At 70.8% G+C, this 20326-nt stretch carries 15 protein-coding genes; 1 reads left to right on the forward strand and 14 read right to left on the reverse strand.

The features are described 5' to 3' along the window. Positions 1-486: 486 nt before the first annotated feature. The gene (gene ileS / locus ACZ4WH_RS06625; protein ID WP_468177269.1) at positions 487-3630 is read left to right on the forward strand and encodes an isoleucine--tRNA ligase; all 3144 of its coding nucleotides are present in this window, start codon (positions 487-489) and stop codon (positions 3628-3630) included. 213 nt (positions 3631-3843) lie between these two features. Here ileS and ACZ4WH_RS06630 read toward each other — a convergent pair whose 3' ends face one another. The 14 genes from ACZ4WH_RS06630 to ACZ4WH_RS06695 all read right to left on the reverse strand — a co-directional run bounded on the left by ACZ4WH_RS06630 (position 3844) and on the right by ACZ4WH_RS06695 (position 20072). Then, positions 3844-5007 (reverse strand): DivIVA domain-containing protein, encoded by a 1164-nt coding sequence (locus ACZ4WH_RS06630; protein ID WP_468177271.1) that lies wholly within the window; start codon positions 5005-5007, stop codon positions 3844-3846. Positions 5008-5061: 54 nt separating this feature from the next. Then, positions 5062-5352: a YggT family protein gene (locus ACZ4WH_RS06635; RefSeq protein ID WP_059248823.1), complete on the reverse strand. Its 291-nt coding sequence runs from the start codon at positions 5350-5352 to the stop codon at positions 5062-5064. A 60-nt stretch (positions 5353-5412) separates the two neighbouring features. Further along, positions 5413-6054 carry a cell division protein SepF gene (locus tag ACZ4WH_RS06640; RefSeq protein ID WP_030642042.1) on the reverse strand — a complete coding sequence of 214 codons (642 nt, stop codon included), beginning with the start codon at positions 6052-6054 and terminating at the stop codon, positions 5413-5415. A gap of 128 nt (positions 6055-6182) precedes the next feature. Further along, entirely contained in the window at positions 6183-6902 is a 720-nt protein-coding gene (locus tag ACZ4WH_RS06645) for a YggS family pyridoxal phosphate-dependent enzyme (protein ID WP_468177274.1), read from the reverse strand. Between the two features lie 6 nt (positions 6903-6908). Beyond that, complete coding sequence (gene pgeF, locus ACZ4WH_RS06650; protein ID WP_468177276.1) at positions 6909-7646, reverse strand: peptidoglycan editing factor PgeF; 738 nt, start codon at positions 7644-7646, stop codon at positions 6909-6911. After that, on the reverse strand, positions 7643-8851 hold the full coding sequence (gene ftsZ, locus ACZ4WH_RS06655; protein ID WP_468177278.1) for a cell division protein FtsZ: 1209 nt from the start codon (positions 8849-8851) through the stop codon (positions 7643-7645). Before ftsZ ends, pgeF begins: the two co-directional genes overlap by 4 nt. A 279-nt stretch (positions 8852-9130) precedes the next feature. Further along, on the reverse strand, positions 9131-9925 hold the full coding sequence (locus ACZ4WH_RS06660) for a cell division protein FtsQ/DivIB (protein WP_468177280.1): 795 nt from the start codon (positions 9923-9925) through the stop codon (positions 9131-9133). A 26-nt stretch (positions 9926-9951) separates the two neighbouring features. Further along, positions 9952-11040 carry an undecaprenyldiphospho-muramoylpentapeptide beta-N-acetylglucosaminyltransferase gene (murG, locus tag ACZ4WH_RS06665; protein WP_468177282.1) on the reverse strand — a complete coding sequence of 363 codons (1089 nt, stop codon included), beginning with the start codon at positions 11038-11040 and terminating at the stop codon, positions 9952-9954. A gap of 6 nt (positions 11041-11046) precedes the next feature. Next, the gene (gene ftsW / locus ACZ4WH_RS06670; RefSeq protein ID WP_468177284.1) at positions 11047-12414 is read right to left on the reverse strand and encodes a putative lipid II flippase FtsW; all 1368 of its coding nucleotides are present in this window, start codon (positions 12412-12414) and stop codon (positions 11047-11049) included. A gap of 68 nt (positions 12415-12482) precedes the next feature. Beyond that, complete coding sequence (gene murD / locus ACZ4WH_RS06675; RefSeq protein ID WP_468177286.1) at positions 12483-13925, reverse strand: UDP-N-acetylmuramoyl-L-alanine--D-glutamate ligase; 1443 nt, start codon at positions 13923-13925, stop codon at positions 12483-12485. After that, on the reverse strand, positions 13907-14977 hold the full coding sequence (gene mraY, locus ACZ4WH_RS06680) for a phospho-N-acetylmuramoyl-pentapeptide-transferase (RefSeq protein ID WP_189304042.1): 1071 nt from the start codon (positions 14975-14977) through the stop codon (positions 13907-13909). Before mraY ends, murD begins: the two co-directional genes overlap by 19 nt. Next, a complete protein-coding gene (locus ACZ4WH_RS06685; protein ID WP_468177288.1) occupies positions 14977-16392 on the reverse strand; it encodes a UDP-N-acetylmuramoyl-tripeptide--D-alanyl-D-alanine ligase in 1416 nt (471 codons plus the stop codon). Before ACZ4WH_RS06685 ends, mraY begins: the two co-directional genes overlap by 1 nt. A 28-nt stretch (positions 16393-16420) precedes the next feature. Beyond that, the gene (locus tag ACZ4WH_RS06690; RefSeq protein ID WP_468177290.1) at positions 16421-18076 is read right to left on the reverse strand and encodes a UDP-N-acetylmuramoyl-L-alanyl-D-glutamate--2,6-diaminopimelate ligase; all 1656 of its coding nucleotides are present in this window, start codon (positions 18074-18076) and stop codon (positions 16421-16423) included. 31 nt (positions 18077-18107) lie between these two features. Beyond that, positions 18108-20072 carry a peptidoglycan D,D-transpeptidase FtsI family protein gene (locus tag ACZ4WH_RS06695; RefSeq protein ID WP_468177292.1) on the reverse strand — a complete coding sequence of 655 codons (1965 nt, stop codon included), beginning with the start codon at positions 20070-20072 and terminating at the stop codon, positions 18108-18110. Positions 20073-20326: the final 254 nt, after the last annotated feature.

A 20326-nucleotide genomic window follows, 5' to 3' on the forward strand; every position in this document is an offset into this window, starting at 1 on the left:
ACGGGCATGCATCCGTTGTGCCCAGCTCCCCGCCGGGTAATCCGCCGGGCCGGACCCGCACGCACCTCGGAGCCCGCTCCCCTCGCCATTCGGGTCATACGGGCCGGTCGCACGGCCTCCGCCCCCGCCGCGCGGAAAACCGGTCCGCCGCTGTCCGCGCGGCGCCGTACACTGGGCGGAGCGAGAAGCGTGGATGGGGACGAGTAGCGGCGTAGGCAGCCCAGAGCGACCCGGGGACGGTGTGAGCCCGGGGGCGAGCGCGACGTGAAGATCACCCCGGAGCCGCCGGAAGAAAGCCGCAGCCGAAGGGCGACGGCGAGTAGAACCGGCTTCGCGACCCCAATGAGGGGGCTCACCGGCGCGTACGGCGTGGCGGGGGGCCAAGGAGGGTGGTACCGCGGGAGCGCGCCGCACACGGCGTAGACAGGAACGAAGGCTCTCGTCCCTCCGACGGAAGGCAGCAAGTCCGTTGGAGGATGCTCGCAGATGACAGCGCCGACGTACCGCCAGGTGCCCGCACAGGTCGACCTGCCCGCTCTTGAGCACGCCGTGCTCGACTTCTGGCGTGACCAGAAGATCTTCGCCAAGAGCCTGGAGCAGTCCGAGGGCCGCCCGGAATGGGTGTTCTACGAGGGCCCGCCCACCGCCAACGGCATGCCCGGCGCCCACCACATCGAGGCGCGCGTCTTCAAGGACGTCTTCCCCCGCTTCCGCACCATGCGCGGCTACCACGTGGCCCGCAAGGCCGGCTGGGACTGCCACGGCCTGCCCGTCGAGCTGGCCGTCGAGAAGGAGCTGGGCTTCTCCGGCAAGCAGGACATCGAGGCGTACGGCATCGCCGAGTTCAACGCCAAGTGCCGCGAGTCCGTGACCCGGCACACCGACGCGTTCGCCGAGCTGACGACCCGCATGGGCTACTGGGTCGACCTGGACGACGCCTACCGGACCATGGACCCCGAGTACGTGGAGTCGGTCTGGTGGTCGCTGAAGCAGATCTTCACCAAGGGGCTCCTCGTCCAGGACTACCGGGTCGCCCCCTGGTGCCCGCGCTGCGGCACCGGCCTGTCCGACCACGAGCTGGCGCAGGGCTACGAGACGGTCGTCGACCCGTCGGTGTACGTCCGTTTCCCGCTCACCTCCGGTCCGCTCGCCGGCCAGGCCGCGCTCCTGGTGTGGACGACGACCCCCTGGACCCTGGTGTCCAACACGGCGGTCGCCGCGCACCCGGAGGTGACCTACGTCGTCGCCACCAACGGCGAGGAGAAGCTCGTCGTCGCCGAGCCGCTCGTCGCCAAGGCGCTCGGCGAGGGCTGGGAGACCACGGGCCAGACCTTCACCGGCGCCGAGATGGAGCGCTGGACGTACCAACGTCCGTTCGAGCTGGTGGAGTTCCCGGCCCCGGCGCACTTCGTCGTGAACGCCGAGTACGTCACCACCGATGACGGTACGGGCCTGGTCCACCAGTCCCCGGCCTTCGGTGAGGACGACCTCAAGGTCTGCCGCTCCTACGGCCTGCCGGTCGTGAACCCGGTCCGCCCGGACGGCACCTTCGAGCAGGACGTCCCGCTGGTCGGCGGCATCTTCTTCAAGAAGGCGGACGAAAAGCTCACCGATGACCTGAACCAGCGCGGCCTCCTCTTCAAGCACCTGCCGTACGAACACAGCTACCCGCACTGCTGGCGCTGCCACACCGCGCTGCTCTACTACGCGCAGCCCTCCTGGTACATCCGCACGACAGCCATCAAGGACCGACTCATCCAGGAGAACGAGAAGACCAACTGGTTCCCGGAGACGGTCAAGCACGGCCGGTACGGCGACTGGCTGGACAACAACATCGACTGGGCCCTGTCCCGCAACCGCTACTGGGGCACCCCGCTGCCGATCTGGCGCTGCGCGGAGGACCACCTCACCTGCGTCGGCTCCCTCACCGAGCTGACCGAGCTGACCGGCACCGACCAGTCCGGCCTCGACCCGCACCGCCCGTACATCGACGAGGTCACCTTCGCCTGCCCGCACGAGGGCTGCGGCGCGACGGCCACGCGCGTGCCGGAGGTCATCGACGCCTGGTACGACTCGGGCTCGATGCCGTTCGCGCAGTGGGGCTACCCGTACAAGAACAAGGAGCTGTTCGAGAGCCGGTACCCGGCGCAGTTCATCTCCGAGGCGATCGACCAGACCCGTGGCTGGTTCTACACGCTGATGGCCGTCGGCACTCTCGTCTTCGACAAGTCGTCGTACGAGAACGTCGTCTGCCTGGGCCACATCCTGGCCGAGGACGGCCGCAAGATGTCCAAGCACCTGGGCAACATCCTCCAGCCGATCCCGCTCATGGACCAGCACGGCGCGGACGCGGTGCGCTGGTTCATGGCGGCCGGCGGCTCCCCGTGGGCCGCGCGCCGGGTCGGCCACGGAACCATCCAGGAGGTCGTCCGCAAGACGCTGCTGACCTACTGGAACACGGTCGCCTTCCAGGCCCTGTACGCCCGTACGTCGAACTGGGCGCCGTCCGCGGCGGACCCGGCGCCGGCCGAGCGCCCGGTGCTGGACCGCTGGCTGCTGTCCGAGCTGCACGCGCTCACCGACCAGGTGACGCAGGCGCTGGAGGCGTACGACACCCAGCGCGCCGGCAAGCTGCTGTCCGCGTTCGTCGACGACCTGTCGAACTGGTACGTCCGCCGCTCCCGCCGTCGCTTCTGGCAGGGCGACAAGGCGGCGCTGCGCACGCTGCACGAGGTGCTGGAGACCGTCACCAAGCTGATGGCGCCGATCACCCCGTTCATCACCGAGCGGGTGTGGCAGGACCTGATCGTTCCGGTCACCCTGGGCGCGCCGGAGTCCGTGCACCTGGCCTCGTGGCCGGAGGCGGACCTGTCGGCGATCGACCCGGAGCTGTCGAGGCAGATGGTCCTGGTCCGCCGGCTGGTGGAGCTGGGCCGCGCCACGCGCGCGGAGTCCGGCGTCAAGACGCGCCAGCCGCTGTCCCGCGCGCTGATCGCGGCGAACGGCTTCGAGGCCCTGGACCCGCAGCTGCACACGCAGATCACGGAGGAGCTGAACGTCGAGGGGCTGGCGTCGCTCAGCGAGGTCGGCGGCAGCCTGGTCGACACGACCGCGAAGGCCAACTTCCGGGCGCTCGGCAAGCGGTTCGGCAAGCGGGTGCAGGACGTGGCGAAGGCGATCGCCGCCGCCGACGCCGCCTCGCTGTCCCTCGCGCTGCGCGAGGGCACGGCCTCCGTGGAGGTCGACGGTGAGACGGTCACCCTCGCCCCGGACGAGGTGATCATCACGGAGACCCCGCGCGAGGGCTGGTCGGTGGCCTCCGACTCCGGTGCCACGGTGGCACTGGACCTGGAGATCACCGAGGAGCTGCGGCAGGCGGGCCTGGCCCGTGACGCGATCCGGCTGATCCAGGAGGCCCGCAAGAACAGCGGGTTGGACGTGGCCGACCGGATCGCTCTGCGCTGGGCGTCGACCGACCCCGCGGTGGTCGCCGCGCTGGCCGAGCATGCGGAGCTGATCGCTGACGAGGTGTTGTCGACCGACTTCCAGCAGGGCGAGGGCGACGACAGCTTCGGTGAGACGTTCACCGACGAGGGGCTGTCGCTCACGTTCCGGCTGCGGAAGGTGTAAGCGCCGAGCGGTTCGCAGAAGGGCCCGGTCTCCATGTTCGGAGGCTGGGCCCTTCTTTCGTAAGTCCCGTGGGACGAGTGCCGTGCGCGGTCCCTCGCGCCCCTGGGTTCCTTCACGCAACCCGCGTAAAAAGGGCGGGCCCCCGGGACCGAAGTCCAAGGGGCCCGCCCTATCAGACGCTGCCGACGCCGTTGTCGTACTGGTGCCCGGTGCTCAGTTGTCGTCCTCGTCGATCAGGAACCCGCGCATCGGCGAGGGAGCCTGGCCCATCGGAGACGGGCCCTGCGGGCGGACCGGGGCCATGGGCTGGGTCATGGCCGGGGTCATCTGCTGCTGGCCGCCGTAGGACGGGGCGGACGGCGAGGGGTTGCCACCCATCGTCTGGTTGCCGCCGTAGGACGGGGCGCTCGCGCCGGCCGGGGCCATGGAGGGCGCCGGGGACGGCGGCAGGGACGCGGTGGCCGGGGTGCGCGGCGGGGCCAGCGAGTCGTCGGCCTGGGTCTCCAGCTGACGCAGCTGCGACTCCAGGTACGACTTCAGGCGCGTGCGGTACTCGCGCTCGAAGCCGCGCAGGTCCTCGACCTTGCGCTCCAGCGTGGCGCGGGCGGACTCCAGGGAGCCCATGGCGACGCGGTGCTTCTCCTGCGCGTCCCGCTCCAGGGCGTCGGCCTTGGCACGGGCGTCACGCTCCAGACCCTCGGCGCGGCTGCGGGCCTCGCCGACGATCTTGTTGGCCTCGGAGCGGGCCTCGGCGATCGCCTGGTCGGCGGTCTGCTGGGCCAGCGAGAGGACACGGGCGGCGCTGTCGCCACCGGGGCCCTGACCGGGGCCACCCATCGGACCGCCCATGGGGCCACCCATGGGACCGCCCATCGGGCCGCCCATCTGCTGCTGCATGGGCGGCTGGCCGCCCATCGGGCCCTGACCCATCGGACCCTGGCCCATCGGGCCGGGACCCTGCGGGCCGCCCTGACCGCCGGGGCCGGCAGGCAGCTGCGGGGCACCGCTCGGCAGCTGGGGCGGACCACCCATGGGGCCGCCCATCTGCTGCTGCGGCGGGCCCGATATGCCGGCGGGCACCGGAGCGCCGGGACCTCGCATGCCCTGCTGCGGGTGCTGCTGCGGGTGCTGCTGCTGGTGCTGCTGGTGCTGCTGCTGGTCCTGCTCCGGGGGCTTGCGCGCGTTCTGCTGGTTCTGCGCGGCGGCGCGGGTGGCCGCGGCCAGCTTGGCGCGCAGGTCCTCGTTCTCGCGGAGCAGACGGGTCAGTTCGGCTTCGACCTCGTCGAGGAAGGCATCGACCTCGTCCTCGTCATAGCCTTCTCGGAGGCGGACGGTCGTGAACTGCTTGTTCCGCACGTCCTCGGGGGTCAACGGCATCTCTTCACCTCAACGTAGTCATCGGCAGTCGGCAAGACCGGATCGTCCCCATCCTCATCTCACGAAGCTCTGCGCGATGGAGATGAGAATGTAGACGATGATCATCAGTACGAAGAAGGACAGGTCGAGCGCCACGCCCCCGAGACGCAGCGGCGGGATGAACCGCCGCAGAAGCTTCAGCGGTGGATCGGTGACAGTGTAGGTGGCCTCCAGTACGACCACCATCGCCTTGCCGGGTTGCCACGAGCGGGCGAACTGGAAGACGTAGTCCATGACCAGCCGGAAGATCAGCACGACGAGGAACACCATCAGCGCGATGTAGATCACCTGCGCGAACACGCTCATGGCCTGTGGTTCCCTCTCCCCTGTCCCGTGCTCTTCCGTGCTTCGATCCGGTCGTACGTCTCAGCTCTGGTTGAAGAACCCGCCCTCTGCGATGCGGGCCTTGTCCTCCGCCGTGACATCGACGTTAGCAGGAGACAACAGGAACACCTTCTGCGTCACCCGCTCGATGCTGCCGTGAAGACCAAACACCAAACCGGCCGCAAAGTCGACAAGTCGCTTGGCGTCTGTGTCGTCCATCTCAGTCAGATTCATGATCACCGGGGTGCCTTCACGGAAGTGTTCCCCGATGGTACGGGCCTCGTTGTAGGTCCGCGGGTGAAGCGTGGTGATCCGGTACGGCTCTCGTTCGGACACGACCTTGGGCATGATCACCGGCGCGTTCTTCTCCAGGGACTGACGTTCTTGTGTGATGGATGCCACGGGCGCGATCCGCGCCGGACGTCCGGATTCCGCGGCGAGCGAAGTCGAACGGGCCACCGGTTCGCGCGGCGCGGGCGGTTGTACGATTCGCACCTCTTCGTCCCTTTGGGACTGATGTGCACCGTGCGACTGGTGCGACGGCTCGTGCCGTCGGTGGTCCCGCTCGGGCTCCGGGTCCAACTCGGGCTCGAAGTCGTCGTCGGGGTCGAATCCGCGGCCGTCGTACCCATCGTCCTCCACGAGGCCGAGGTAGACCGCCATCTTGCGCATCGCGCCGGCCATGCTCTGAGTCCTCCGCTCTGTGGTGGATCGACTGACGACTGCCAAGTGCCCGCGATCCACGTGGTCGTTCTGCCCGCTTTGGCGCGCATTGACCATATTTTCTGCTGTGGTCCGACTTCCTGGCGACGTTACCCGAGCCTAGGGCGGACTCCGAGTACCGCGGTGCCGACGCGCACATGTGTCGCCCCGGCGGCCACGGCCTGTTCGAGGTCCGCGCTCATCCCTGCCGACACCATGGTTGCAGCCGGATGGGCTCGGCGCAGGTCAGTCGACAAATCCATGAGGCGCTCGAACGCCGCCTGTTCGCGCCCGGCGTACTCTCCGGTGAGCGGAGCGACGGTCATCAGTCCGTCGAGCCGCAGCCCGGGCGCACCGGCGACGAGGTCGGCCAACTCTTCGATTCCTTCGGGGGCCACGCCACCGCGGTCGCCCCTGCCGCTCGCGCCGGCGTCGAGCGCGACCTGGATGAGACAGCCCACCTCGCGCTCCGCCCGCACCGCCTCCTTCGACAGCGCGGTGACGAGCCGGGAACGGTCGATGGACTGCACGACACCGGCGTAACCGACCACGGAACGCACCTTGTTGGTCTGCAACTGACCGACAAAGTGCCACGTCAAGGGCAGATCAGCACAGGCCGCGGCCTTCGGGGCCGCGTCCTGGTCGCGGTTCTCGGCGACATGGCGCACACCGAGCTCCGACAGAATCCGCACATCGCTCGCCGGGTAGGTCTTGGTGACCACGATCAGGGTCACCTCCTCCCGCGCGCGCCCGGCCGCCGCGCACGCGGCGGCGATGCGCCCCTCCACCTTCGCCAGGTTCGCGGCGAGTTCGGTCTTACGGTCCGTCATGCCCCATCAGTCCAGCCAGACATAGCCCGCGAGCCGCCCGGTGGTGCGGTCGCGGCGGTACGAGAAGTGGTCGCCCGACTCGAGCGTGCACACCGGCGCCTGCGCCCGGTCGCACACCCCGAGCCGGTCGAGCTGCGCGTGCACCCCGGCGCTCACATCGAGCGCCGGCGTGCCCCAGCTCGTTTCGGCGTGCGCCGCCGGCTCCACGGCGGCCACCTCGGCGCGCATCGCCTCCGGCACCTCGTAGCACCGGCCGCACACGGCCGGTCCGGTGCGGGCGACGATCCGCCGCGCCACGGCACCGAGTTCGACCATGGCCCGTACGGCGGCGGGGACGACCCCCTTGACCATGCCGGGCCGGCCGGCGTGGGCCGCCGCGACGATCCCGGCGACGGGGTCGGCCAGCAGCACCGGCACGCAGTCGGCGGTGAGGACGGCGAGGGCGAGTCCGCGCCGGGCGGTGACGACGGCGTCGACCTCCGGCACCGGACGGGCGACTCCCGTGCCCCACGGCTCGTCCACCACGGCGACGTCGGCGCCGTGCACCTGGTTCATCCAGACGACCTGGGCGGGGTCCAGGCCGAGCGACTTGGCCGCCAGCTCCCGGTTGCCCCGTACCGCCTCGGGCGCGTCGCCGACCGCGCCGCCGAGGTTCAGCTCCTCATACGGAGCGGCGCTCACCCCGCCCCACCGGTCGGTGAAGGCGAAGTGCGCGCCGCTCACGCTCTCGCGCTGTCCTATCACTTGAGGAAGTCCGGGACGTCCAGTTCCTCGGCCGCGCTGTCCGAGTAGGTCCGGGGCGCCGGCGTCACCGGCGGGGCGACCGGGATCTCGGCCACCGGCTCGGGCGCCGGCTCCGGCTCCTCCTTCGGCTTGACGCTGCCCAGCGAGCCGAAGGACGGACGGCTCGGCTCGCTCGGCCGGGCCGGAGCCGGCTCCTCGCGGCGGGCGGGGGCCGGTCCGGAGGCCGTACCGAGGACGTTGTCCCGGCGGGCGGGCGGCTGGCCGCCGTCGAAGCCGGCCGCGATCACGGTGACCCGAACCTCGTCGCCGAGGGCGTCGTCGATGACCGCGCCGAAGATGATGTTGGCTTCGGGGTGGGCGGCCTCGCTGACCAGCTGGGCGGCCTCGTTGATCTCGAAGAGGCCGAGGTCGGAGCCGCCGGAGATGGAGAGCAGCACGCCCCGGGCGCCGTCGATGGACGCCTCCAGCAGCGGCGAGGAGATCGCCATCTCGGCCGCGGCCACCGCGCGGTCGTCGCCGCGGGCCGAGCCGATGCCCATGAGGGCCGAACCGGCCTCGGACATGACCGACTTGACGTCGGCGAAGTCCAGGTTGATCAGGCCGGGGGTGGTGATGAGGTCGGTGATGCCCTGAACACCGGAGAGCAGGACCTGGTCGGCGGACTTGAAGGCGTCCAGGACCGAGACCTGGCGGTCCGAGATGGACAGCAGTCGGTCGTTCGGGATGACGATGAGGGTGTCGACCTCTTCGCGGAGTTCGGCGATGCCGTCCTCGGCCTGGTTCGCGCGGCGCCGTCCCTCGAAGGTGAACGGGCGCGTGACCACGCCGATGGTGAGGGCGCCGAGCGAGCGCGCGATGTTGGCCACGACGGGCGCGCCGCCGGTGCCGGTGCCGCCGCCTTCACCGGCCGTCACGAAGACCATGTCGGCCCCCTTGAGGACCTCCTCGATCTCCTCGCGGTGGTCCTCGGCGGCCTTGCGGCCGACGGCCGGGTTGGCTCCGGCGCCGAGTCCGCGGGTGAGTTCGCGGCCGACGTCGAGCTTGACGTCGGCGTCGCTCATCAACAGCGCCTGTGCGTCGGTGTTGATGGCGATGAACTCGACGCCCTTGAGACCGACCTCGATCATCCGGTTGATGGCATTGACACCACCGCCGCCGACACCGATGACCTTGATGACTGCGAGGTAGTTCTGCGGTGCTGCCACGTCGAAGGCCTCTCGCCTCGAATTACGTTGTCGCCGCCGTGCGGTGCCCCGCGCCGGGACGACGGATGCCGAATGGGACGGTCCGTAGCGCCGACCCGAACCCTAACCCTGAAGTTTAGGGTTACCAGTGTGCCTGTTCCCTGGAGTCTTCTGAACAGGACACTAAGTCGACAAGTGGCGCCCGTTCAACGAACACGCCGAACCTCCCGTTTTTCTTTTCACCCTATGTGATCAGCCGTAGCAGTGCCCAACCAGGGTGCTGGCCTGCGCTGATGTGCGTCAACTCCCCGATGACGCAGGGGCGGTGGGGGCGCTGACGTCGAAGTGCCGCGCACCGGGAGATGCTTTCATGAGAGCCGTGAGGGCCCGTGCCTTCGCGCGGCCCTGTTCGCCGCTGCCCCACGCGACGGTACGGCCGTCCGTCAACTCCAGCGAGATGTCGTCGTAGGAGCGCACGTGGACGGCCCGGGCGGTTTTCGCCACGGCGGCCGGCAGGTCTCCGGCGACCCGGACCGCCTCGCGCACCAGCCGGTCGGCGCCGAAGCGCCGGAAGCTGGCGGCACCCGAACCCGTCCGGGACGCGGACAATTCCAGCATCGGAACGCCATTCGGCGCCTGCGGAACCGTGGCGAACCGGACACCGTCGTCGTCGACTTCGACGAAGTTCGCGCCCTTTCGGACCAACAGAACCGGAGTGCGCTCACTCACTTTCAGACCGATTCCGTGCGGCCAGGAACGAACCACATCTACGGTGTCAATTCGGGGCAATTTCCGGCGAAGTCGGGCTTCAATGACATCCGTGTCGAGGGAAATCATCGGCTTCCCGACGGGCACGGCCGCCGCCTCGCGCACCTGGGCGGGAGTCAGCACGCGCGTGCCCGACACCGAGACGTGCTCGACGCGCAGCCACTTGGAGCCGTACAGGGCCCAGGCGGAACCGGCCCCGAGGAGCACGAGAAGGGCGAACAGGACGACGATCGTACGAAGGCGCCGCCGGTTGAGCCCGCGGGCGGGCGGCGGGCCGGACGACTCCTGCTGGCGTTCACCGCGCTCGGCGGTAGTCGGTCCGGCCACCCTCACTGCCCTTTCGTCATATGGTCCTAACGGCGCGAGGCGATCGCCTCGTACACCATGCCGACGAGCAGGTCGTCGGCGTCCCGGCGGCCGAACTCGCTCGCCGCGCGGGACATCTCGTACAGCCGGTGCGGGTCGGCGAGCACGGGCAGCACGTTCTGCTGCACCCACTCGGGCGTCAGGTCCGCGTCGTCGACGAGCAGTCCGCCGCCCGCCTTGACCACCGGCTGGGCGTTGAGCCGCTGTTCGCCGTTGCCGATGGGCAGCGGAACGTACGCGGCCGGGAGTCCGACGGCGGAGAGTTCGGCGACGGTCATCGCGCCCGCGCGGCAGAGCATCATGTCGGCCGCGGCGTACGCGAGGTCCATCCGGTCCAGGTAACTTACCGGGATGTAGGGGGGCATTCCCGGCATCTGGTGTACCTGCGGCAGTTCGTTCTTCGGGCCGACCGCGTGCAGGATCTGGATACCGGCCTGCTGGAGCCAGGGGGCGACCTGCTGGGTCACCTCGTTCAGCCGCCGGGCGCCCTGCGAGCCGCCGGAGACGAGCAGCGTGGGCAGGTTGGGGTCGAGGCCGAAGCGGTGCCGGGCCTCGGGCCGGACGGCGGCGCGGTCCAGGGTGGCGATGGAGCGGCGCAGCGGGATGCCGATGTAGCGGGCGTCACGCAGCTTGCTGTCCGGGGTGGAGACGGCGACCCGGGCCGCGTACCGCGAGCCGATCTTGTTGGCCAGGCCCGGGCGCGCGTTGGCCTCGTGGATCACGATGGGCACGCCGAGGCGCTTGGCGGCCAGATAGCCGGGCAGGGCGACATAGCCGCCGAAGCCGACCACGCAGTCCGCCTTGGTGCGCTCCAGGATCTGCTCGGCGGCCTTGATCGTCCCGCGCAGCCGGCCCGGGACGGTGATCAGCTCGGGGGTGGGCTTGCGGGGCAGCGGCACCGCCGGGATCAGCGCCAGCTCGTAGCCGCGCTCCGGGACGAGCCGGGTCTCCAGGCCGCGCTCCGTGCCCAGGGCCGTGATCCCCACGGTCGGGTCCTGCCTGCGCAGGGCGTCCGCGAGGGCGAGCGCGGGCTCGATGTGGCCGGCGGTCCCCCCACCGGCGAGTACGACATGCACCGAAATTCACCGCTCTCCGGACGAGCGCGCCGCCGAGGCACGCCGTCGCATCGTGTTCCATCTCCGAGGCCCCCGCTCGGCACCGGGGCCTCCTGCCCGCTTTCTACCAAAGCGAGGTTGCCGCATCGCAAGCGCTGCCCGCGCAGCGGGCTCGTCGCGCGCGAAGGCGATCAGCAGCCCGATGGCGAACATGGTCGGCAGCAGGGCGGACCCTCCGTAGGAGAACAGCGGGAGGGGGACGCCGGCGATCGGCAGCAGGCCGAGCACCGCACCGATGTTGATCACCGCCTGGGCGGTGATCCAGGTGGTCACGCCTCCCGCGGCATACCTCACGAAGGGGTCCTCCGTGCGTCCGGCCACGCGGATACCCGCATAGCCTAGAGCCGCGAACAGGGCGAGCACCGACAGCGTCCCCGCCAGGCCCAGTTCCTCACCGGTGACGGCGAAGATGAAGTCGGTGTGGGCTTCCGGGAGTTGGCCCCATTTTTCCACACTCGCACCGAGTCCGGAGCCGAAGAGTCCGCCGGAGGCCAGGGCGTAGATGCCGTGCACGGCCTGCCAGCAGTCGGCGACCCCGGCCTTGGGCTCGGTGGCGCCGATGCACGCGAGCCGGGCCATCCGGTTGGGGCTCGTCTTGATGAGCGTCACACCGATCAGGCCGGCGACGGACAGGACGCCCGCGAACAGCCGGGTCGGCGCGCCCGCCAGCCAGAGCAGGCCGAAGAGGATCGCCGTGAGGATGATCGCGGTGCCCATGTCGCCCCCGAGCATGATCAGCCCGAGCAGCAGGAAGGTGACCGGGACCAGAGGCACCAGCATGTGCTTCCACTGGGTCAGCAGCTTCCTCTCCTGCTTGCGGGCGATCAGGTCCGCGCCCCACAGCACCAGGGCGAGCTTGCCGAACTCGCTGGGCTGGATCTGGAAGGAGCCGCCGAGGGAGATCCAGTTCTGGTTGCCGTTGACCGCCACTCCTATCCCGGGCACCTGCACCAGGGCCATCAGGAAGACGGCGCCGGCGAGGATCGGGTAGGCCAGCGCCCGGTGCAGCTTCACCGGCATGCGGGAGGCGACGAACAGCAGTGCGCCGCCGATGAGCGCGGCGAGGAACTGCTTGCGGAAGAAGTAGGACCCGGGCAGCGACAGCTGGAGCGCGGTGATCTGGGAGGCCGAGTAGACCATCACCAGGCCCAGCACGGTGATCAGCACACTGCCGCCGACGATCAGGTAGTAGGCGGTGAGCGGCCGGTCCCAGGCGCGCCGCGCGCGCGTGTAGAAGCGTTGTACGGGGTTCTCGCGCGGGGGCCGGGCAACGGCGGAACGCGGGCGCCGGGACGCCCGCTGCACGGGTGGCCGGCCGGTACGGCTACTGGGCATCGGCGCCTCCACTGAACGTCGACCGTCCCACGCGTCCCTCCCAAGATCCGCCCGGCAGGCGGCCGGGGTCAGGCGCCGAGTTCGCGGACCGCCGCCGCGAACGCGTCGCCGCGCTGGTTGTAGTTGGTGAACATGTCCATGGAGGCGCAGGCCGGGGCCAGCAGCACCGTGTCGCCGGGCTGAGCCAGCCGCTTCGCTTCCGTCACCGCCTGGAGCATCGCCCCAGTGTCGGTCCGGTCGAGGTCGACGACGGGTACTTCCGGGGCGTGTCGCGCGAGGGCGTCGCGGATCAGGGCACGGTCGGCGCCGATCAGAACCACGCCGCGAAGTCGCTTTGCCGACTTGGCGACCAGCTCGTCGAAGGCCGCGCCCTTCGCCAGACCGCCCGCAATCCATACGATCGGTTCATATGACGCCAAGGAGGCCTCGGCGGCATGAGTGTTGGTCGCCTTGGAGTCGTCCACGTACGCGACCCCGTCGATGTCGGCGACGTGCGCGATGCGGTGGGCGTCCGGGCGGAAGGCCCGCAGACCGTCCCGTACCGCGCTCGCGGGCACCCCGAAGGCGCGCGCGAGGGCCGCGGCGGCAAGGGCGTTGGCGATGTTGTGCGGGGCGGGCGGGTCGACGTCGGAGACCTCGGCCAGCTCCTGCGCGCTCCGCTGCCGGTTCTCCACGAAGGCGCGGTCGACCAGGATGCCGTCCACGACGCCGAGTTGGGAGGGACCGGGCGTGCCGAGCGTGAACCCGACGGCGCGGCAGCCCTCTTCGACGTCGGCCTCGCGCACGAGGTCCTCGGTGGCCTTGTCGGCGACGTTGTAGACGCAGGCGACCTTGTTGCCCTCGTAGATACGGCCCTTGTCGCGCGCGTACGCCTCCATGGAGCCGTGCCAGTCCAGGTGGTCAGGCGCGAGGTTGAGGACGACCGCCGAGTGCGCCCGCAGGGAGGGCGCCCAGTGGAGCTGGTAGCTGGACAGCTCCACGGCGAGAACGTCGTACCGCTCCTCGCCGAGGACCGCGTCCAGCAGGGAGACGCCGATGTTGCCCACGGCGGCCGTGCGCAGGCCCGCCGCCTTCAGGATGGAGGCGAGCATCTGGACGGTCGTGGTCTTGCCGTTGGTGCCCGTCACGGCCAGCCAGGGGGCCGCGTCGGGGCCGCGCAGCCGCCAGGCCAGCTCCACGTCGCCCCAGACCGGCACGCCGGCCTTCCCGGCGGCGAGGAACAGCGGCTTGTCGGGCTTCCAGCCGGGCGCGGTGACGATCAGCTCGGTGCCCTCCGGCAGGGTCTCGCCGTCGCCGAGGCGCACGGTGATGCCGAGCGCCTCCAGCTCCGCGGCCTGTTCCCGCGCGCGTGCGTCGTCGCCGTCGTTGACGACCGTGACGATCGCCCCGCGCGCGTGCAGCACTTTGGCCGCCGGGACGCCGGAGACGCCGAGCCCGGCGACGGTGACGCGCTTGCCCTGGAAGTCGGAAGGCCCAGAGGGCACCGAGGAGGTCACTTGTCCGCTGCCCATCCCGCGTAGAAGAGGCCCAGTCCGACGATCACACAGATGCCCTGGATGATCCAGAATCGGACCACCACCAGGACCTCGGACCAGCCCTTGAGTTCGAAGTGGTGCTGGAGCGGTGCCATCCGGAAGACCCGCTTGCCGGTGAGCCGGAAGGAGCCGACCTGGATGACGACCGACATGGTGATGAGGACGAACAGGCCGCCCATGATGGCCACCAGCAGCTCCGTGCGGGAGAGGATGGCCAGGCCGGTGAGGACACCGCCGAGGGCGAGCGAACCGGTGTCGCCCATGAAGATCTTCGCCGGCGAGGTGTTCCACCACAGGAAGCCGAGGCAGGCACCCATCAGCGCGGAGGCGACCACCGCGAGGTCGAGCGGGTCGCGCACCTCGTAGCAGGCGCCCGGGTTGGTCAGGGTGCCCGCGTTGGCGCAGGACTCCTGGAACTGCCAGACGCCGATGAAGGTGTAGGCGCCGAAGACGAGGACGGAGGCGCCGGTGGCGAGACCGTCCAGGCCGTCCGTCAGGTTCACGCCGTTCGACATGGCGAGGATCATGAACAGCGCCCAGACCACGAACAGCACCGGGCCGATCGACCAGCCGAAGTCGGTGATGAACGACAGCTTGGTGGAGGCCGGGGTGTTGCCGCGGGCGTCGGAGAACTGCAACGACAGCACGGCGAAGGCGATGCCGACGATCAGCTGGCCGGCCATCTTCGCCTTGGCCCGCAGGCCCAGCGAGCGCCGCTTGACGATCTTGATGTAGTCGTCGAGGAAGCCGACCAGGCCCATGCCGAACATCAGGCCGAGGACCAGCAGACCGGAGTAGGTCGGCGCGTAACCGGTGATGAGCTTGCTCAGGAAGTACGCGGCGATCGTCGCCAGGATGAAGGCGATACCGCCCATGGTCGGCGTACCGCGCTTGCTGGCGTGCTCTCGCGGGCCGTCGTCACGGATGTACTGGCCGTAGCCCTTGCGGGCCAGAAGCTTGATCAGCAGCGGGGTGCCGACCAGCGTCAGGAAGAGGCCAATGACTCCTGAGAACAGGATCTGCTTCATCATCGGGCGGCAACCTCACCCTCGGCACCGGTCTCGACGAGCGCCTGGGCGACGCTCTCCAGACCCACCGAACGGGACGCCTTCACGAGTACGACGTCCCCCGGGCGCAACTCGCTGCGCAACAGGTCGATCGCCGCCTGTGCGTCGGACACGTGCACCGACTCCTCACCCCACGAACCCTCGTTATATGCGCCCAATTGCAGCCAGGAGGCCTCAATCCCCCCGACGGCGACGAGCTTGCTGACGTTGAGCCGGACGGCGAGCCGTCCGACGGCGTCGTGCTCGGCGAGCGCCTCGTCCCCCAGCTCGGCCATCTTGCCGAGCACCGCCCACGTGCGGCGCCCCTTGCCCATGGCCGCGAGCGCCCTGAGGGCGGCCCGCATGGACTCGGGGTTGGCGTTGTAGGCGTCGTTGACGATGGTCACGCCGTCCGGGCGCTCGGTGACCTCCATGCGCCAGCGGGAGAGGGAGCCCGCCTCGGAGAGCGCGGTGGCGATCTCTTCCGCGGACATGCCCAGCTCATGGGCGACGGCGGCCGCGGCGAGCGCGTTCGACACGTGGTGCTCACCGTACAGGCGCATCGTCAGATCACTTGCACCGGAGGGTGTGTGAAGCCTGAAGGAGGGCTGTCCGCTGTCCGTGAGTCGTACGTTCTCGGCCCGTACGTCCGCTTCGGCCGACTCTCCGAAAAGGACCACCTTCGCCTTGGTACGGGAGGCCATGGCCCGCACCAGCGGGTCGTCGGCGTTGAGGATCGCCGTGCCGCCCTCGTCCGCCGCGGGAAGTGCCTCCACGAGTTCGCCCTTGGCCTGGGCGATCTGCTCGCGCCCGCCGAACTCGCCGATGTGGGCGGTGCCGACGTTGAGCACCAGGCCGATCCTCGGCGGGGTGAGGCCGGTGAGGTAGCGGATGTGCCCGATGCCTCGGGCGCCCATCTCCAGCACGAGGAACCGCGTCTCCTCGGTGGCGGACAGGGCGGTCAGCGGCAGCCCGATCTCGTTGTTGAGCGAGCCGGGCGTGAACACCGTCGGCGCCTTGCGCTGGAGCACCTGGGCGATGAGGTCCTTGGTGCTGGTCTTGCCGGCCGAGCCGGTCAGGGCGACGAGGGTCGCGCCGAGCCGGCGTACGACGTGCCGGGCGAGGGCGCCGAGGGCCGTCTGGACGTCCTCGACGACGATCGCGGGGACGCCGACCGGGCGGGACGCCAGCACGGCGACCGCGCCGGCCTCGGTCACCGCCCGGGCGTAGTCGTGGCCGTCCACGCGCTCGCCGACGAAGGCGGCGAACAGGCTGCCGGGCACCACCTCGCGGGAGTCCCGGACGACCGGTCCCGTGACCTGAACGGACGGATCCGGTATGTCGTGCGTCTGCCCGCCGACGACTGCTGCGATCTCGGCGAGGGAGAGGGCGATCACAAGTTCATCCCCTGGGTCTTCTGGATTTTCATCCCTGGGTCTTCTGGATAGCTTCGCGAAGCACCTGGCGGTCGTCGAAGGGACGGACCACGCCGGCGATGTCCTGCCCCTGCTCGTGGCCCTTGCCCGCGACCAGCACGGTGTCGCCGGCCTGGGCGCGGCCCACGGCGGCGGCGATGGCGGCGGCCCGCTCCTCGAAGAGGAGCACCTCGCCGCGCTCGTGCGCGGGCACGGAGGCCGCACCCTGGAGCATGGTCGCCAGGATCGCGAGGGGGTCCTCGGAGCGGGGGTTGTCGGAGGTCAGTACGGCCGTGTCGGCGAGCCGGGCCGCGGCGGCGCCCATCGGGGCCCGCTTGGTCTGGTCGCGGTCGCCGCCGCAGCCGAGGACGACGTGCAGCCGGCCCTTGGTGACCTTGCGCAGCGCCTTGAGCACCGACTCGACGGCGTCGGTCTTGTGGGCGTAGTCGACCACCGCGAGGTAGGGCTGCCCGGCGTCGACGCGCTCCAGGCGGCCCGGGACGCCGGGCACGGCGGCGATGCCGTCGGCGGCGGTCTGCGGGTCGAGGCCGGCCGCGGCGAGGGCGACGACGGCGGCGAGGGTGTTCGCCACGTTGAAGGGGCCCGGCAGCGGCGACTTGGCGTGCACGCGCTCGCCGTTCGGGCCGAGGACGGTGAACGTCGAGTCCATGGGGCCGACGTGGACGTCCTCGGCGCGCCAGTCGGCGTCGGGGTGGCCCTCGGCGGAGAAGGTGACGACCGGCACGGTCGCCTCCTTCGCGAGCCGGCGGCCGTACTCGTCGTCGGCGTTGACCACGCCGAGTTTGCTGCGTTTCGGCGTGAACAGCTGTGCCTTGGCCCGGAAGTAGTCCTCCATGTCGGAGTGGAACTCCATGTGTTCCGGGCTGAGGTTGGTGAAGACGGCGACGTCGAAGACGCAGCCGTCGACCCGGCCGAGGACCAGGGCGTGGCTGGAGACCTCCATGGCGACCGCCTCGACGCCCTCCTCGCGCATGACGGCGAAGAGCGCCTGGAGATCGGTGGCTTCGGGGGTGGTGCGCTCGGACTTGATGCGCTCGTCGCCGATGCGGATCTCGACGGTGCCGATGAGGCCGGTCGCGCGGGCGGTCTTCAGGCCGCCCTCCACCAGGTAGGCGGTGGTGGTCTTGCCGGAGGTGCCGGTGATGCCGATCTGGAGCAGGTCACGGCCCGGGTGGTGGTAGATCGTGGCCGCCAGCTCTCCCATCCGGCCGCGCGGGTCCTCGACCACCAGGACGGGCAGTCCGGACGCGGCGGCGCGCTCGGTGCCCGTGGGGTCGGTGAGCACGGCGACGGCGCCCAGGCTCGCGGCCTGGGTGACGAAGTCGGCGCCGTGCAGCCGGGCGCCCGGGAGGGCGGCGTACAGGTCACCGGGGCGGACGGCGCGCGAGTCGTGGGTGATCCCCGTGACCTCGGCGGCGGCTTCCGGCGCGGTGACACCCAGCTGGCCGGCGAGCTCCGCGAGGGGTGTGGCGGGGAGCGTCGTCGGCCGGGGCAGTCCCGGATATGTCACGGGTTGGCCCTTCTGGGTGGTTTGGGGCTGATCAGCGTGTGGCACGGCGGTGAGCGTACCGGGCGCACCCGCTCCGGAGCGAAGTGAGGGCCGGTGGGCGCCTTGGTTCCCGGGGTCCGGGGTGATCGTTGTCACGAGCTGGTTCCTGGTGTTTCCGTGGTGCGGATCAGGGCTTGTACTCGACGGGCAGGTTGGCGGCCTTCGCCCCGGTCGGCGGGATCTGGAGGGTCTTCAGGGCGAACTCCATCACCTGCTTGTAGATGGGGGCGCAGATCTGGCCGCCGAAGTAGCTGCCCGAGGTGGCGTTCTGGATGGCGCAGTAGACGGTGATCCGAGGGTTGTCGGCGGGGGCGAAGCCGGCGAAGGACGACGTGTAGCCGCGGTAGCGGCCGGTGACCGGATCCACGCGGTTGGCCGTGCCGGTCTTGCCCGCGACCCGGTACCCGGGGATGCGGGCCTTGATGCCGGTGCCCTGCCCGTCGTCGACGACGGACTCCAGCATCTGCGCGAGGCTCTTGGCGGTCTTCTCGCTGACGACCCGTGTCTGCCCGGGCTTCGGCGCCGGGGTGAAGCGGCCGTCGGCGCCCTTGGTGCCGCGTACCAAGGTCGGCTGGACGCGGACGCCGCCGTTGGCGATGGTCGAGTAGACGGAGGCGGCCTGCATCGCGTTGATGGAGAAGCCCTGGCCGAAAGGGACCGTGTACTGCTGCGAGGTGGACCACTTCTGCGGCGGCGCGAGGATGCCCGCGGTCTCGCCGGGGAAGCCGAGCCCGGTGGGGCTGCCGATGCCGAACTTGCGCAGGTACGAGTAGAGGATCTTGTTGGCCTCGGGCTGGGACTTGCCGAGTTCGCCGGTGGCCAGGATGGTGCCGATGTTGCTGGACTTGGCGAGCACGCCGTTGAGGGTGAGGTACCAGGTGGCGTGGTCGATGTCGTCCTGGAAGAGCCGGTCGCCGCGGTGCAGCCGGTTGGGTACGACGACGTGGGTGAGCGGGGTCGCGACGTTCCGCTCCAGCACGGCCGCCATCGACATCACCTTGGCGGTGGAGCCGGGCTCGTAGGCGTCCTGGACGGCCGCGTTGCCCATGGCGTCGCCGTCGGCCTTCGACAGGTCGTTGGGGTCGAAGCCGGGCGAGTTGGCCATGGCCAGGATCTGGCCGGTGCGGGTGTCCTGGACGATGACGTAGCCCCGGTCCGCCTTGGACTTCTTCACCTGCTCGCTGATCGCGTTCTGCGCGGCCCACTGGATGTCGCGGTCGATGGTCAGCTCGACGTCGGAGCCCGGCACGGCGGGTGTCTCGGTGGACCCGGCCGTCGGCACCTGGCGCCCGCCGGCCTGGGCGTAGCGGACCTTGCCGTCCTTCCCGGTCAGCTGCTTGTTCAGCGCCTGCTCGATGCCGCCGCCGCCCTGGCCGTCGGCGTTGACCCAGCCCAGTATCCCGGCGGCCAGGTCGCCGTTGGGGTACACGCGCTGGCTGCTGGGGTCAGCGAAGACGCCGGCCAGCACGTTGACGGTGGTGTGGTCCGTCTCCGCCTTGTTGGTGAGCGCGGTCTTCAGGTCCTTGATCTGCTTCCACACCTGCGGGGTCTGCCGGGCGGCGAGCCGGGTGTAGCGGGCGTTCTTGTTCGCGGGCCGCAGCTTCTTGACGAGCGTGGCCTGGTCCTGGCCGAGGATCGGGGCGAGCAGCGCGGCGGCCTGCTCCGGGCCGTCGGAGATCTTCAGCTCCTTGCGGCCGAACATGGTCGGGTCGGCCGTGATGTCGTACGCGTCCTCGCTGACGGCGAGGGCGACGCCGTTGCGGTCGGTGATCTCGCCGCGCTCGGCGGCCAGCGTGTGCACCACGTACCGGTTCTGCTCGGCCCGCGCCGTGTAGGAGCTGGCGTCGACGGCCTGGACCTGGAGCAGCCGCACCACGAAGGCGAGCAGCACCAGGGTCAGGGCGAGGCTGACCAGGCGCAGCCGGGGCCGGGGGCTGCCGAGCCGGAGGGGGCGCGACACCGGGGGCCGGGCCCCGCCGGGCCGGCGGACCGGCCGGGCACCGGGCCCGGGCTGCCGCCGGACGGCACCCCGCGGCCGGGGAGGCTTGGCGGGCCCGGGCACACGGCGGCGCGGCGGTTCCCTGTCGGACACTTCCGTCACCTGCCGGGGGTAGGGGTGGGCTGGGGGATGGAGAACGGCGTCATCGCACCTGCCGGGGCCGGAGTGCGGGCCGCGCGGCGCCGGACGACCGGACATCGCCGCCTCGCGCGCGGGACCGGCCGTCCCTGGCAGGCGGACCGGCCGCCGCCGTCCCGGTCACCCGAGCGCGGCGCCTTCCGGGCCGGCCGGCATCGGGGCGCGCACAGCGGCGGGCGCGGGGAGCGGTGTCCGCCCGGCACCGGCGG

The organism is Streptomyces sp. NPDC029138, assembly GCF_055564375.1.

Coding starts and splice junctions, on each gene's coding strand:
- ACZ4WH_RS06635 (WP_059248823.1), bottom strand. CDS start 5,352: ATGAGCGTGTTCGCGCAGGTGATCTACATCGCGCTGATGGTGTTCCTC.
- murD (WP_468177286.1), bottom strand. CDS start 13,925: ATGGGCAGCGGACAAGTGACCTCCTCGGTGCCCTCTGGGCCTTCCGAC.
- ACZ4WH_RS06645 (WP_468177274.1), bottom strand. CDS start 6,902: ATGACGGACCGTAAGACCGAACTCGCCGCGAACCTGGCGAAGGTGGAG.
- ACZ4WH_RS06630 (WP_468177271.1), bottom strand. CDS start 5,007: ATGCCGTTGACCCCCGAGGACGTGCGGAACAAGCAGTTCACGACCGTC.
- ileS (WP_468177269.1), top strand. CDS start 487: ATGACAGCGCCGACGTACCGCCAGGTGCCCGCACAGGTCGACCTGCCC.
- ACZ4WH_RS06640 (WP_030642042.1), bottom strand. CDS start 6,054: ATGGCCGGCGCGATGCGCAAGATGGCGGTCTACCTCGGCCTCGTGGAG.
- mraY (WP_189304042.1), bottom strand. CDS start 14,977: ATGAAGCAGATCCTGTTCTCAGGAGTCATTGGCCTCTTCCTGACGCTG.
- ftsW (WP_468177284.1), bottom strand. CDS start 12,414: ATGCCCAGTAGCCGTACCGGCCGGCCACCCGTGCAGCGGGCGTCCCGG.